Origin of the sequence: Herbaspirillum sp. 1173, assembly GCF_031455335.1 — a bacterium.
Classification (GTDB): Bacteria; Pseudomonadota; Gammaproteobacteria; order Burkholderiales; family Burkholderiaceae_D; genus Herbaspirillum; species Herbaspirillum huttiense.
In genome coordinates this window covers 598,675-612,195 of sequence record NZ_JAVDSP010000001.1, presented here as the reverse complement: position 1 = coordinate 612,195, position 13,521 = coordinate 598,675, and the positions used below count along the sequence as shown (strand labels likewise).

The 13,521-nt window shown below is 61.9% G+C and carries 13 protein-coding genes; 1 reads left to right on the top strand and 12 read right to left on the bottom strand.

Features of this window, described 5'->3' with window-relative positions:
- The first annotated feature begins 14 nt into the window (after positions 1-14).
- Positions 15-692, top strand: a complete 678-nt coding sequence (locus J2X56_RS02835; RefSeq protein ID WP_245201960.1) for a response regulator transcription factor — start codon at positions 15-17, stop codon at positions 690-692.
- Here J2X56_RS02835 and J2X56_RS02830 read toward each other — a convergent pair.
- The 12 genes from J2X56_RS02830 to J2X56_RS02775 all read right to left on the bottom strand — a co-directional run bounded on the left by J2X56_RS02830 (position 677) and on the right by J2X56_RS02775 (position 13,521).
- A complete protein-coding gene (locus J2X56_RS02830; RefSeq protein WP_209568861.1) occupies positions 677-1,168 on the bottom strand; it encodes a lytic transglycosylase domain-containing protein in 492 nt (163 codons plus the stop codon). The two genes, J2X56_RS02835 and J2X56_RS02830, sit on opposite strands and share 16 nt — an antisense overlap.
- On the bottom strand, positions 1,149-2,555 hold the full coding sequence (gene pilV, locus J2X56_RS02825) for a shufflon system plasmid conjugative transfer pilus tip adhesin PilV (protein WP_209568864.1): 1,407 nt from the start codon (positions 2,553-2,555) through the stop codon (positions 1,149-1,151). The genes J2X56_RS02830 and pilV overlap by 20 nt, the downstream gene beginning before the upstream one ends.
- Before the next feature lie 99 nt (positions 2,556-2,654).
- Positions 2,655-3,152, bottom strand: coding sequence for a type IV pilus biogenesis protein PilM (pilM, locus tag J2X56_RS02820; RefSeq protein WP_209569169.1), 498 nt, complete (start codon positions 3,150-3,152; stop codon positions 2,655-2,657).
- 110 nt (positions 3,153-3,262) lie between these two features.
- Entirely contained in the window at positions 3,263-3,829 is a 567-nt protein-coding gene (locus tag J2X56_RS02815) for a type 4 pilus major pilin (RefSeq protein ID WP_209569171.1), read from the bottom strand.
- Positions 3,830-3,850: 21 nt separating this feature from the next.
- A complete protein-coding gene (locus tag J2X56_RS02810) occupies positions 3,851-4,927 on the bottom strand; it encodes a type II secretion system F family protein (protein WP_209568866.1) in 1,077 nt (358 codons plus the stop codon).
- Positions 4,917-6,536 carry a GspE/PulE family protein gene (locus tag J2X56_RS02805; RefSeq protein WP_209568868.1) on the bottom strand — a complete coding sequence of 540 codons (1,620 nt, stop codon included), beginning with the start codon at positions 6,534-6,536 and terminating at the stop codon, positions 4,917-4,919. The genes J2X56_RS02810 and J2X56_RS02805 overlap by 11 nt, the downstream gene beginning before the upstream one ends.
- On the bottom strand, positions 6,533-7,036 hold the full coding sequence (pilP, locus tag J2X56_RS02800; protein WP_310158086.1) for a type IV pilus biogenesis protein PilP: 504 nt from the start codon (positions 7,034-7,036) through the stop codon (positions 6,533-6,535). The genes J2X56_RS02805 and pilP overlap by 4 nt, the downstream gene beginning before the upstream one ends.
- Positions 7,026-8,303 (bottom strand): type 4b pilus protein PilO2, encoded by a 1,278-nt coding sequence (gene pilO2, locus J2X56_RS02795; RefSeq protein WP_310158084.1) that lies wholly within the window; start codon positions 8,301-8,303, stop codon positions 7,026-7,028. Before pilO2 ends, pilP begins: the two co-directional genes overlap by 11 nt.
- A gap of 17 nt (positions 8,304-8,320) precedes the next feature.
- The gene (locus tag J2X56_RS02790; RefSeq protein WP_209569173.1) at positions 8,321-10,045 is read right to left on the bottom strand and encodes a PilN family type IVB pilus formation outer membrane protein; all 1,725 of its coding nucleotides are present in this window, start codon (positions 10,043-10,045) and stop codon (positions 8,321-8,323) included.
- The gene (locus J2X56_RS02785; protein ID WP_310158081.1) at positions 10,045-10,635 is read right to left on the bottom strand and encodes a toxin co-regulated pilus biosynthesis Q family protein; all 591 of its coding nucleotides are present in this window, start codon (positions 10,633-10,635) and stop codon (positions 10,045-10,047) included. Before J2X56_RS02785 ends, J2X56_RS02790 begins: the two co-directional genes overlap by 1 nt.
- Positions 10,636-10,990: 355 nt before the next feature.
- Complete coding sequence (gene sctC, locus J2X56_RS02780; RefSeq protein ID WP_209568874.1) at positions 10,991-13,108, bottom strand: type III secretion system outer membrane ring subunit SctC; 2,118 nt, start codon at positions 13,106-13,108, stop codon at positions 10,991-10,993.
- A complete protein-coding gene (locus tag J2X56_RS02775) occupies positions 13,105-13,521 on the bottom strand; it encodes a hypothetical protein (RefSeq protein ID WP_209568876.1) in 417 nt (138 codons plus the stop codon). Before J2X56_RS02775 ends, sctC begins: the two co-directional genes overlap by 4 nt.

Below are 13,521 nucleotides of genomic sequence, written 5' to 3'. Positions count from 1 at the left end.
TGAAGGAAGCACTAATGCGAGCTGGCCTCGAGCCAGTGCATTTCACGACGGAGACTGATCTCTTGCGCTCGCTGCGGCGCAGGGGATTCAGCCTGATCATCATCGATATCACCGAGGCCCCCGGCAGTGACGATAACATTTTTTCCTGGCTGAACTACCGGAGCGGCGACCGCACCCCGACCCTGGTCTTGTCGCCCACCCGGAGCGCCGAGCTGGCTGCGCTGACCCTGGACAGCGGGGCTGACGACTTTCTGGTCCGTCCTTTCGAAGTCATTGAGTTTACTGCGCGTGTGAACGCCCTCATCCGGCGCTCGGCACCGGCCGCGAGCCGGCGCACGATTGAATATGCGGGATTTTCCCTGAACCGGGAATCCACCCGGTTCAGCTATCAGGGAACGCCGATCAACCTGACCCCGCGCGAATTCAGCATGGCGTGGCTGTTCTTTTCCTCCCCCGGGGTCTACATCTCGCGCGAGACCATCGGTGCCGTGATCTGGAGCACCGACAGTGACATCGCCGGCCGCACCATCGAACAGCACGTCTACAAGCTGCGCAAAAAGCTGCAGATCGACCCCGACCGGCCGGTGGTCATGATCCGCACCGCCTACAACCAGGGATATCGGTTGGAATTATGCAAGGAGGCGGCGTCCGGTCAGCACACCGCAGACCCGGACGACTACCTTCCCGCCTGAACCAGCGCTTCGGTCGGGATATTTCGATAGACCCGCCGCGCATATTCGATTCTCAGTTTGGGATTTCTGGCGTTGTAGGCGCCGACCGCCTCCCAGGTCGGCCCCATTCGCTGCATGTTCTGGGAGAGAATCCATGCGCCGACCTGCAGATTGACACAGGGATCCTTCAGGCGGGACTCGTCGATTCCGTACTTCTTCAGCGTGGGCAGCCAGGTGCTGTTGATCTGCATCAGCCCGATGTCGTAAGAGCCGTTCTTGTTCTGGTTCCTCGCCAGAGGATTGAGATTGGATTCGGTTTTGGCGATCGCATACAGCAGATGCACGTTCACGCCGTACCAGTTGGCCACCTGCTCCCAGCAGGCGTGCGCCAGGCCGCAGCTTGACGCCAGCAGCGTGCCGGCCAACAGGTTGCGCCAGCGACGCTGCGCGAGGAGCGCACTGGCCGCAGCGCGCTGATCAGGGTGAGTAAGTACCATTGGCATATCTAAAAGTCTTGTCCTGGTAGCAGATGAGGGGCGTGGCGTTCTGGTCCATCAGCATCGTGCCGATCGGAAACTTGATGAAGGGATTGCCATCGTCGTCAATTGCGTTGTAGTTGCAGGGATCATGAGGATTCGCGGAGTCGTACAACTGGATACGCGGCGAATGCATGCCACCCTTCGAGTTGACGTTGCCCTGGGCGTAGATGTTGTCGACGTTGATGTTCTTGCCGACCGCGAGGTTGATGCCAACGCTCATGTTGCGACCTGCGCTCATATCGTTGCCGGCTCCGACGTTGCCTTGGCTATTAATGTCGCCATTGGCGCTGATGGTTCCCCCGGAGCTGACGGACTGGCTGGCGGCCAGCTTGCTGGCATCGAGGGTGCCGGGTACGGTCATGTTGCCCTGCTGGTCCACCGCCAGTGCCACCCACTTGGCACCATCATAGGTAAATGCACGGCTCAGCCCGGTGACCATGCGCACATCGCCGGCCTGATTTCCTGAACTGGGCAGAGCCGCCCAACTGGCCACCGGCTCGCGCCATTGGGATGAGCTCGACCAGCGACCATTGCTGGCGCAAGTGATCAGGTTGCGCGTGGCGCTGTCGATGGCAATGCCCGCCTCCGCCACGCCGGCCGCATTCAGGCAGGACGTGCCGCTTTGCGCCAGTGCCGTTGACGCAAACCGCACCGGCGTATTCATGCGGTTGAGTTCGGGTCGCCCCGGCACTGCGCTACGGTACAGAAAATCCGTGGAGAGTTGTCCCGGCCCATCGTAAAAGACGCTCGACACCAGATGGCCACCATCGGCGGCCCCGCCGCTCAATGCCGGGGCACCGCTGCAGGCCACCGAACGATAGGCGTCGGTCGCCATGCTCCACGAGGCACCTCGCGCTACGCCGGGATTGGCGGCCGTAATGTAGCCGCTGCCGAGGCCGGCATTCATGGAGACGGCGGCGATCTCGCGATCGGGAATCTTGTTGCCTCCGCTGGTGATCACCAGGGCATCGAACTGCCCGGGATGACCCGTCGGATCCGGCTGGCGCACCAGGACGCAGGGGATCTGCCCGTAAGGATTGCTGGAGGCCATCCCGCTGGCAACCAGCTTGGCGGCTTTCAGATCGGCCAGGCCGATAGCCACTACCGTGCTGGCGGTGGGGGTGGCGCTTTGCAAGGCCTGGTTGTTGATACTGAGATATTTCGCCGCTGCCGCGCTGATCTGCGACTGATAGTAGGCTGTCTGCGTGCCCTTGAGATCATCGATGGAGTCGTCGATCAGATGCGCCAGACCCAACAGGATCATCGAACCGATGACCAGTGCGCCGAGCACTTCAATAATGGCGAAACCGCGCTGCGGATGGATACGTGAGGAGGGATGAGGCATGGGATCGGCTCCGAAAAAAAAAGCGCAGGCCGGGCTGCACGAACAGCGGCAACAACTGGAAAACGGAAAATCAGTCGCAAGGCTTGCGACCCGCTTGCCTCATTGGGTCATCGCGATCCACAGCGGAGAACCATCCGGAACGGCTCTGCCGGCCAACGCGGTGACGGGAATGCCGGTGTCGCCGAAGAGCCCCGACTGCAGTGTGCTCTTGCCGCTCCGGTAGACGCCGACCAGCAGGGAATTGCCGGAGAGCTGCGTGAGATCGGCGAGAATGTTGAATGGAGGCAGCGACGTCCCGTAGACATAGATGATTCCGTCCTGGTCACGGTAGTTGCTCCAGATCAGCCGGTCACTTTGCTGATAGAGCAGCGACCAGCTCGGCAAGGCGTGCGCGCTCTTGAGGGTCTCGATGGAGACGCTTGTGCCGCGCAGGTCGTTGGCACTGAAATAATCGATGACGGCCTGGCGGTACAGGGCCATCTCCGCTGCCGTTTCGCGGACGCGATTGGACTGGACCACGGCCAGTTGCTGACTGCTGGTGCTGCAATAAAAGCCACCCGCCGCGATCATTGCCAATGCCACGATGAGGCCCCACATCGCTCTGTCCTTTCCTTAGTCGACATCATTGCCACCGGTTGATGCGCGTTCCTGCATCAGCCCGGTGGTCGCACCCACCGCCTCGCTGGCGGCAGGGGCAGCAGCGGCTTTCAGGAGGCGGTAAAGGTGATCGAATTGCCGGCTGCCGAATTCACCGTGCACAACGAATTGGCATTGCTCACCGTTGCCGGGAAGGTGGTGATCGGATTGTTGCCGCCCTGGTCGATCTGCGTCCAGCCGCTGGCACCGCTGATCATGCTCACGCACACATCCTGCGGTACTGCGTTGTAGGTGATGGTAAAGCCGGTGCTGGTTCCAACGATGGTCACGGCCCCACCCCAGCTGTTGCTCAGGGTGGTATTGGTCGGCCGTGCCAGGGTATTGGGGATGGCATTGGCCAGCAGCAGGCTGGGCACCAGCGAGGAGGTCGGATAGCTCTGGCCGATATAGAGCTTTCTGACGGCGGTTCGGATGGCCACGACCTCTTCGGTCATCTGGTTGGCCTTGGCGCTACCGAAGGCACCGGTGAGCAGTGAGACCGCGCCCAGCACCACAATGGCCGCAATGCCCAGGTAGGCAATGCCTTCCAGCAGCGACGCCCCTTGCTGTCGCGCCAGCAGGCTGTCTGAACGGATGGCCAGATGGTCTTTTTTGCTATGGATGTATTTGCACTTCATCATGCTTCCTTGTCTGGTAGTTCAATGGACACTTCGGGTTAGTGCTGCAATTTCCTGCTGGATGCCGAAAAATCCGGTCACGAGCCAGCCAATCACCAAGGCCAGGGTAATGATGGAAAAACCGTTCAATACCTTCATCCTCAGTGAGATGGCCTCCACGCCCTGCTCCATCCATTCATCTGCCAGAAGCCTGAGCGCTTCTGCAAATCCTTTGTATTCCGCATAGACACACAAGTCATCGATGACTTCCTTGGACGGGAACTGATACCCCGCATTGCGCAGTGCCTCGCCGCAATTCAGGCCCGAACGCACCCCCAGCAAGGCACCGTCCAGTCGTTCGCGCAACCAGGGTTGTGCCATCGCCGACAGGCGCAGCAGCGACTTCTCCACCGTCACGCCGGCCGACTGCAAGGCCGAGAATGCGGTAAGGAATCCGCATCCGACCATCAGGCGATAGATGGAATAAGGCGGCAGCCGGTCCACCAGGATGCGCAGCGAACCGGTCCAGCGACTCATCGACAGCGCCAGGGCGACCAGCAGTACCAGCAAGCCCAGCACGGCATAAGCCATCCACTGCTGTACCCACAGCGACATCAGGTACAGCGACCGGGCCGCACCATGCCAGCCGGAGGGATCGATCATGCGGGTGAACTCGGGGATAACCCGGGTTCCGAACAGGTAGATGTAGACGATCACCAGCGCCAGCACCGATAAGGGATAGGCCAGTCCGCCGAGAATCACCCCCTTGATCTTCTTACCTGCCTGCACCACGTTCACCACCGCCATGAGCGTGTGCTCCAGCTTGCCGGACTGTTCGCCGGCCATGATGATCATCTGCTCCGAGCGCGGCACCCACCATTCCAGACCCTCGGCCAGCAGACGCCCGTTCTGCACCATGCGCCGACAGTCATCCAGGACGATGGCCAGCGGCTCACCCGGCTTCTTGCCGTGCTCGGAGGCGCGGTCGCGCAACTCTTCCAGGATCTTGAGCAAGGGCAGTCCATGCGAGAGCATCTTGGCGATCTTGCGGTACAGGCTCAACCTGACCGTGGCCGTGAATTGGGTCCGCGCCCACCAGCGATTGAGATCACGCAGCACCGTCGGCCTCCACTACGTGCAGGTGAGGTGCGGCGGTCACCGCCGCTTCCTGGAAATATCCGACCACCTTTTCCGCCATGGCCGGATCGATCAGACCGGCCACGACCTTTTCGAGTGCATGATCGGCGATGCTCCGGCCGCCCAGGGATTGCTTCCAGTGGCGCCACGCCTGACATTTCTCGCCCATCCGCAGATGGCGGAAAAAAATCTCGTCCGGCACGATGACCTCGGCAACGACAGTCCGTCCGATCGTGCCGCGATGCGAGCAGACTTCGCATCCCGGGCCGCAGAGAAAGACGTCCTGCAGACGATCCGGGATCACCTTGCGCAAGCGCGCCAACAAGGCCGCCGGCACCCGATCCAGGTGCGCCAGCAGTGGCTGCCTGCAATGCGGGCACAGCTGCTTGACCAGGCGCTGGCTGATCAGGCCGGTGATGACGGTGTGGTCAAGCACCAGGCTCTGCTGCAAGCCCAGATCGACGAGACGGTCCACAATGGCCATGGCACTGTTGGCATGCAGGGTGGTCCAGATCTGGTGGCCTGTCATCGAGGCACGCAAGGCATTCTGGGCTGAAGCCCGGTCGCGGATCTCGCCGATCATGATGGTGTCCGGATCGAGCCGCATGGCATTGGAGATCGCCGCCGAGAACAGGCGCGAGCGTTCCTCTTCGGTGTGGGCATTGGTCACCGTGGTCTGGACCGCGCCTTCGATCGGATATTCGACCGGATCTTCGATGGTCAGTACGTGCAGTTTCCCCTCGCTTTCCAGAATCTGCCCGCAGAGCACACGCTGCAGCGTGGTCGACTTGCCCGAGCCTGTGGGCCCGCTGATGATGTTCATGCCGATGGGCTGCTCCTTCAGACGCTGCAGGTCGCTCACATGCTGGTCGGAGAAGCCCAGCGAGCGCAGGTCCAGGTTCTCGCCCACATCGTTGTACAACAACCGCAGTACCATCACGCTGCCCTCGTTGGTCGGCACCGTGGCGATGCGCACCCCATACAGTTCCGGGGGCAGCTTGTCACGGTCGGCGATGCTGGCATCCTGGCGTTCGGTCGGTTTGTAGGAGCTGTCCGACACCGACGTCATGGCACCATACAAGGTCGCCAACAGGCGCTCACCGTACTCGCGGGTCTGTCCCCCCACTGGCAACAGATCGTTGTGAATGCGGAAATAGATCTCCGTACAATTCTTCCGCACCCGCAGATGGATGTCCGAGGCCCGCACCCGGCAGGCCTTGTTGAGCATCTCCTTGGCCGTGACCTGCATCATCGAGTGTTCCTGATTGCGCTCGGCCTGGATCGGCAAGCCATTGCTGTTGATGCGACGGATCAGCTCGATGCTGGCCTGCACTTCCCTGAAGGGATGGCCCATGCGCTCCAGCCGCCCGCGGTAGGACAGCACATGCGGATTGAATGCCTGACCGGCCGCCACCAGCAGCCGGCCATCACCCAGCAGGCAGAGCAGTTTCTTCTCTTCCGGTCGCGCCTCCAAGCTGCCGGCATTGCTGAGCAGGCCCAGTCCACAGAGCGCCTGCAGATCATCGAGTCCAAGTGTGGCCTGCCCCTTGCCCGTTGCCTGCCCCTCCTGCCGTTCGGCATGCTGGATCATCGCGCAGCACTCCTGGCTGGCGCAGCAGGCATACCCATTGCCGTGCCCGCGTAAGCGCCGTTGAAGACCGCGCTCTGCGGTGCATAGGTTCCCAGGCGGATACGCTGATTGGACTTGGACATCACCACGACCTCGCGTGGCGTCACCGAGACCACTTTCATGCCATTGGACAAGGTATCTCCCTGCTGGACATCGACGATGCTGCCGTCACTGAGCTGCAGGGTGGCGAAAATCTTGCTGCCCACGCCTTCGATGGCGCGGATCACCGGGTCACCCACCACCACGCGCTGGGTGATGGCAGCAGTCATGTTTTGCTTCACGGCGATCTCATTCTGTCGCGTGACGATGTTGGACTGGATCTCCAACTGTCGTTCTCGGGCCTTCAACACAAGGGTTTCCGCTTCGATCCGCGTGAGGCTCTCGGAGACGTTTTCAGCCGAGGCTGACATCACATGCAGCGCGGTGGCTGCGACCCAGATCAGCGCCAGATTATTTTGCATAGATCGTTCCCTCCAGGGACCACTCGGCCCCGTGATAAACAAGTTTTTCGACCCGGACGCCCGGGCGGCTGAGCATGGCGGCGATGTCGGTCGGTGCCATGCCATGGGCATTGATGGAAAAAAGAAAAGAGCGCCATCCCGGCTGCCACTGCTGTTGTTGCGGTTGTTGCTGCGCCTGCAGCTTCAGCGGCGCGACCGCGCTCACCTTGATGGGCAAACCGATGGCCTGGAAGCGCGACATCAGCCCTTCCAGGGTGGGCTGCGCCTCGCCCAGCACATCGTTGTCACCGCTTGCCATCGACAGGGGGTGGACATAGCTGGCCTTGTCGCCGCTGGCATCGACTATGGCGTCCGGCACCTGGGCGCGCAGCAGGGCGATGGTCGAATCGCCGCGCTGCCAGCTGTAGCTCTGTCGCTCCGGTGTGCAGAGGTAGCTTTCAAGCTGCCAGCCGCCTGCGGTCAGATGATCGAACTGATGCATGCAGGTCTTCACCATCACTGCCGGCAACGGGATGTGCGACCAGGGATGCGCGGCGGCCTGGGCTTCGCGCTGGATCTGCTCGCGCGCACGGGCGATGGCCTGCTCGTTTTCTTGTTCCGCCTGCTTTTGCTGGTAATAGCGCCAGCCCAGCCATCCGCCCGCGGCCACCAACAGGGCGGCCGCAGCCCCCGCTACAGTGGGCAGCCAGGACGGCACGCCGTCGATCTGATACAGGCGCCACCACTTGTGCACGCGAATGCTGCCGTCCTTCTTGCGCGGGATCAGGGTGGCGATGGTGCGGGCGTTGAAATTGTGGAAGCCCATATCGGCCAGCTCGGGCTCGCCGATGACCACATTCCATCCTCCTAGCGCATAGTCGGAATGCAGCCGGTCCAGCACCTCCTCCTTCTCGCCCACGAAGTCGCCGTTGGGCAGGAAGTTGGCGTCGCGCACGGCCAGGTACAGCCACTTCCCGTCCGGGAGCATGAACACCCCCAGCCAGTTGTGGACCGCCTGCTGCTCGCCATCGTAAAAGGCACCCTCGATGGCCAGCGTCTTGGAGACGATCGCCGCCAGCGAGAACATCCCGCAACGCCCGCCCTCCCGGCTATGCGCAAAACCAGCTTGGGCGGTGGAGTGATCCATGCGGATGACCAGTAGATCGGAATCGATCTTGCGGCCGAGGTCGATGGCCTCCTTCTTCAGTTCGCGCGGACGCGACAGGGACTGCCAGAAAAGCCCGCAGACGAAGCGGTGCTTTTCTATCTGGGTGACATAGCTCGCCATAGCTCGGGTCCTGTTCCTCAGATCGCGGCCATGGCCACCGGCGTGATCAGCACAACGATGATTTCCTTGTTGTTCTGGCCATTGACGCCGCCACCGAGGAGGAAATTCCTGGGCGTGCCCACCCCTTTGAAATCGAGGTTGTCATCGGTCTGTTCAAAGCCGCTGATGATGAGGGTCTCGTTGGACTTCATGGCGACACGCTGCAGGAAATTGCGGGTATCGAGTTCAGGGGATTCGATACGGCTGCCATTGCTTTCGATCTGCCGGATGCCGCGCAAGGTGGAGATGTCAGTGGAGAACTGCAGCATTACCGTGCCGTTGGTCAGCACGTGCGGCAGGATGCTCATGTTGAAGCCGGCCGTCACTACCCCCGGGATCAGCGTGGTGGTGGTACCGACCTGCGCCACGATCGACGTCTGCGAAGATTGCAGGTAACTGGTCTGGCGCGCCACCTGCACCGGTACCGGCTGGTTGTTCAGGGTCACGACCGAGGCGGTGGTCTGACGACGCACCTTGCCCTGTTCGGACAAGGCATTGATCACCGCCGTAGTGCCGGAGAACTTGGAGGAGCCGACGATGCCGGCCGTGAAATTGCCGGAGCCCGGCGAGGCTGGCGTAAAGCTGTTGCTGATGCCGAAGTTCCGGTTCAGGCTGTTGTAGACCGCACTCCAGTTGATGCCGTATTCGTCGGAATGCGACAGACTCACCGACAGCACCGTGACATTGATGGCGATCTGGCGTGACAGCGCCTTGTTCTCGCCATCGATGTAGGCGGCGATCTTGTCCAGGGAATCCGGCGTATCGACGACGGTGATGGCCCCGGTAGCAGGCGAGGCCAGTACCTTGCCATAGGGCGAGAGCATGACCTTGATGGCATTCTCGATACCACTGTAGACCGACAGCTTCGAAGCGACCCCGGTGTTCTGGGAATTGTTGGCCGATACGGCGCTGCCACTGGAAGTCGTGCTGCCCCCGCCACTGCTGCCCCCTCCGGAGACGCCGCCGGTGGAAGTGGCACCGCTGGTAACGGTGGCCGTGAAGGTGGAGTCCCCCGGAATGGCATTGATCTGGAAGTTGCGCGACTCCGTGTGGAAGAACTGAATTGTCCCGTCGACGTATTTCCACGAGACACCGAACCGCGCAGCGGCGGTATCAAGCAGCCCCTTGAGCGAACCATTGGCATAGGAAATCCGCACGCCCGTCGACGCATCTCCTGGCAGGGACAGCAATTGCGGCGTCGGTGCAGATGGCAGCGGCAGGCGTGCGGCATTGCCGGCCGCCGCGCCGGGTGCTGCCCCCGGGCCATTCTCGCCGGGCAAACCAGGCGGCAGCGGCTGCGTAGCATTGAACCCGGCCGCGCCGGGGCGATTGCGAAATGCCATGCCGGCCACTTCCTGGGTATCGGCCGTGACCCGGCTGGGAATGCCCGTGCGCAAGGTGATGCGCTCGGCCAGTTCGCTCAGCGAATAGAGGGTGCGATCAAAGGTGGTGGGTTCGTAGAAGATGGGCGGCAGCGCCGGTTGCCCCAGCTTGACCACGTTCTTGCCCAACCAGATTCCGCTATCGTGGGTCACCAGTGGCGTGGACGGCATCACCGCGCCTGGTGCGGTGCGGCCGACTTCCTTGACCAGGCTTGTGGTCTTGTCGGTGGTGGCATCGATATCGTTTTCCATCTGGTGCAGCGCGGTGCATCCGCCCATGACGACGACCAACGGTGCCAGCGCCCAGTATTTTGCCTTCATCATTCCGCTCCCTTGGCCGTGATACGCAAGACCTTGTTACCTTGATAGAACATGGCTTTCATCGGGATCTCGGCACTTTCCATGCCGCGTGTCACGGCACCGACCGCTTCCTCGAAACTGCCATGGACAGTGGTACGGGTCTCGACCGCGTAGTCCACCGGCAGCTCCCACACCAGTTGCCAGCCAGCCTTGCTGGCCCAGCGTGCCAGGGCGGCATTGAGGGTCTTATCAGAGACGATGATTTCCCAGGTCTCCTGCGCATCGGGTGCCGTCGGACTCTGCGGCAGCGCTGCCGGCAGCTGCTCCACATCCGCTGCAGGCGCGGTGGCGCCGCCATTCTTGCCCTTCCCGGTTGCCCGCGTCTTCTGACCATCCAGCTTGGCCAGCATGATCACACCATTGTCGCCGGCGGCCAGCCCCGTCGCGGTATCGCAGTCATCGGAGAAGCCGCCGTCTCCCGCCAGCAGGTCGAACCGGCCCGTCACGGGGAACAGATGTTCGGTGGAGGTTTCCGCATGGGCAGGCTGCATGCTACCGGCCAGCAGCGTGCAGCCCAGCGTAAAGGAGAAAATACTTAGTACTCTGCTCATGCATTTGTAAGTAATTTGTTCTGAATACATGACTAACCCTTATGCGTCATTTGGTTGATTTCTTCACCGCCCGATGCTCTTGTCAGGGTGTTGCGGCGATACAGAAAGTGGCATCTGTCCGCAATTTCTCCTCGAGACTGGCTGAGCGACCTTTGCCTTGCTGGCTTCTGTTTGTTTTATTTCTTGTTGATAGTAAAGAAGATTCAAGACGGAGATTCTCAAAAAATATGACCGGCATTTTCTTAGAATCCTCCCCGGCATTTCTTAAAAAGATCGAACGTTCGCTTCCTCATCAAATCGTTCTCAAGACCCGTTGCCCTCTTCTGCAACAAGGCTGTCACCATTACGTAATTACCTACATCATTCCGACGCCGGCGGGTCGCTTGCACTGGACCCGCGTTCGTGTGGGCAGGCGCAAGCCATTGCCAATGGGGCTGAAAGGGCCAGCTGCAGCAGCAGTGCTTACCGGGGCGGCAGGGGTATCGGATGCAGTGGTGGCCGCCGCGGTGGCGGGCGTCGCGCTGGCCTCTGTCGTATCGCTCGGACCGGCGGCATGCGGTGGCGGTCCTACCGGCAGCACGGGTCCGGTCGTGGTGCCGGGGATGCCTGGAGGCAGTGGCGGCATCGGTGCGGCTGGCGCACCCGGCATTGTTCCTGGCGCAGCGGGAGTGGCCGGAGTGGCGGGAATGGCCGGCGCAGCCGATTGGTCAGGCGACTTTTCGCGCAATGCCCTGGTCGTGGACACATCCAGACCGTCGGTGCCGGTGATGCGCGGCGTGATGAGGAACAAACGTTCCTTGGTGCTGGTGGACTGCGATTCACTGCGGAACAGTCCGCCCAACACCGGCAGGTCTCCCAGCACCGGCACCTTCTGCTTGTTCTTGCTCAATGCCTCGGCGCGATAGCCGCCGATCATCAGGGTCTGCTGCGAGTCAATGATGGCCTGGGTGCTGATGGTCGAGCGGGTGACGCTGGTCGATACCGTATTGTTGGGATTGCCGCTGTTGCCGCTGTCGTTGCTGTCCAAGGAGCCATCTTCGATGTCGACCTCCAGTCTCACCCGCGTCTGTCCACCATCATGGATGATGCGCGGGATCACGCGCAGCTTGGTCCCGGCGGTGATGTCGGCGAGGTCGGCCACGCGCTCACCCACCAGCGACACGTAGGCGCTACGGCTCAGGTCGAGCACGGCCGCCACGTTGTCCAGGGTCAGTACCGTGGGCGTGGCCAGGACGTGGGCATCGCCATTGGATTCCATGGCCTTGAGCCGCGCATAGAAGCGGGCGGCGTTGCTGATGAGCAGCGTGGCGCCGGGCAATGGCAGGTTCATGCCTTCCGAGGCGGCGGTAGTGGCATTGATGGTGCTGTTGACCGCGCCGGCGCGCACGCCCCATTCCACGCCCATGTCGGAGAGCTTGCTGCGATCGATATCGACGATGAGGGCCTCAATCTCGATCTGCTGCGGCTGGACATCCAGTTCGGCGATCAGCGAGGCATACATGTCGCGCTTGTTGATGTTGTCGTAGATCATGATGGCATTGAGGCTGGGATCGGCCTCGATGCGCGGACGTCCCTCCTCTTCGCTGGCGCGTCCGGAGTCACCGGCACCACCGCCATTACGACCACCGTCCATCGCGCCTCCCGGCATCATCAGGTTGTTGCCATTGCCCACGGGCGCAGAAAACAGCGGCCCCAGCCCCTCACCGGTGCTCTCGCCGATGGCAGCGCGCTCATTTTTGGGCTGGCGCGATCGTTTATTGCTGGCGGCATCGAAGCGTGGCGTAGAACCGCTCAATTTCTCGCCACTGTTGGGACCGAACAGCAGGTTGCTGAGGATGGTCTTGATGCCGGGGATGGTCTCGGTCTTGCCGCGCGAGGTGATGACACGATCCATCGCCGTGGCGTACTTGAGGCGGAACATCATGATCTGCCGCCCCTTGCGGGGCACTTTTTTGTCGCTGGCGGGCAGCAGCACATTACGGGCCAGATCGACATAGCTGCGCGGGCCGCTGACGATGACCACGCCCTCGTCCGGCAGCTCGCCCCAGCCGAAACGCTCGTCATACAGACCCAGCCCGACCAGCGCAGCCTTGGCGTCCTGCACGGCATCCTCGCCCACCTCCAGCCGCTCGGAGGTGTTGTCGCTGGCCGAGGCGACGTAGAGGGTGTTGTTGTAGACGAACCAGCGAAACTTGTAGGTCGCACCGAGCCGGTTGAGAAACTCGATACCGTTGTCGGCTTTGAGCCGCCCTTTCACCAGGCGGTCGCCCTCGCCGCTCATCGACAGCCGCACCCCGTAGGTACGGGAGAAATCCTCCAGCACACCATTGAGCGTCATGCCGTTGGCATTGATGGAAAAGCCGCTGTCCTTCCATGCTGCCGGCACGGCCGCATGCAGTGTCGTCCCCCACAGCAGCAACGCCGCCAGCAAGATGCCCATGCCCCACGATTTGATCCACTCGCGGCTATTCATTTCATTCCCCCGGACTGAGACAACAGTTTGTAGAAGCGTTCTTCATCGCGCCTGGTGCGCTTGTCATGGCCGGCAGGGGCGCGGGACAAGGCGACGCGCCACAAGGCCAGCTGGTTGAGCAGCTGCTCCAGCGGCTCTGCCAGGTCGTGCCAGCCACTTGCACCGGCCACCCAGCGCGACAGCACCAGTCCGCCTTCCGGCTCCCAGGCCAGACCTGCGTCGAATTCTCTGGCGCTCTGGAAACTCACGCGCATGGCCTCGGCCAATGCACTGTCGCTGGGCCGGCCGCCGAGGTAGACGCCCAGCTCGGCACCTTCCTGGCGTACCCGCAGAAACACCGTCTCACCATCGATGACGACCGGTTCATCCAGCGGCAGGGTCTGCAGCCAGTGGTCTGGGCTCTCGGTGGACAT

Excerpts from the sequence above, each read along its gene's own strand:
- J2X56_RS02835 (WP_245201960.1), top strand. The coding sequence starts at position 15 with ATGCGAGCTGGCCTCGAGCCAGTGCATTTCACGACGGAGACTGATCTC.
- J2X56_RS02830 (WP_209568861.1), bottom strand. The coding sequence starts at position 1,168 with ATGGTACTTACTCACCCTGATCAGCGCGCTGCGGCCAGTGCGCTCCTC.
- pilV (WP_209568864.1), bottom strand. The coding sequence starts at position 2,555 with ATGCCTCATCCCTCCTCACGTATCCATCCGCAGCGCGGTTTCGCCATT.
- pilM (WP_209569169.1), bottom strand. The coding sequence starts at position 3,152 with ATGTGGGGCCTCATCGTGGCATTGGCAATGATCGCGGCGGGTGGCTTT.
- J2X56_RS02815 (WP_209569171.1), bottom strand. The coding sequence starts at position 3,829 with ATGAAGTGCAAATACATCCATAGCAAAAAAGACCATCTGGCCATCCGT.
- J2X56_RS02805 (WP_209568868.1), bottom strand. The coding sequence starts at position 6,536 with ATGATCCAGCATGCCGAACGGCAGGAGGGGCAGGCAACGGGCAAGGGG.
- pilP (WP_310158086.1), bottom strand. The coding sequence starts at position 7,036 with ATGCAAAATAATCTGGCGCTGATCTGGGTCGCAGCCACCGCGCTGCAT.
- pilO2 (WP_310158084.1), bottom strand. The coding sequence starts at position 8,303 with ATGGCGAGCTATGTCACCCAGATAGAAAAGCACCGCTTCGTCTGCGGG.
- J2X56_RS02790 (WP_209569173.1), bottom strand. The coding sequence starts at position 10,045 with ATGAAGGCAAAATACTGGGCGCTGGCACCGTTGGTCGTCGTCATGGGC.
- J2X56_RS02785 (WP_310158081.1), bottom strand. The coding sequence starts at position 10,635 with ATGAGCAGAGTACTAAGTATTTTCTCCTTTACGCTGGGCTGCACGCTG.
- sctC (WP_209568874.1), bottom strand. The coding sequence starts at position 13,108 with ATGAATAGCCGCGAGTGGATCAAATCGTGGGGCATGGGCATCTTGCTG.
- J2X56_RS02775 (WP_209568876.1), bottom strand. The coding sequence starts at position 13,521 with ATGTCCACCGAGAGCCCAGACCACTGGCTGCAGACCCTGCCGCTGGAT.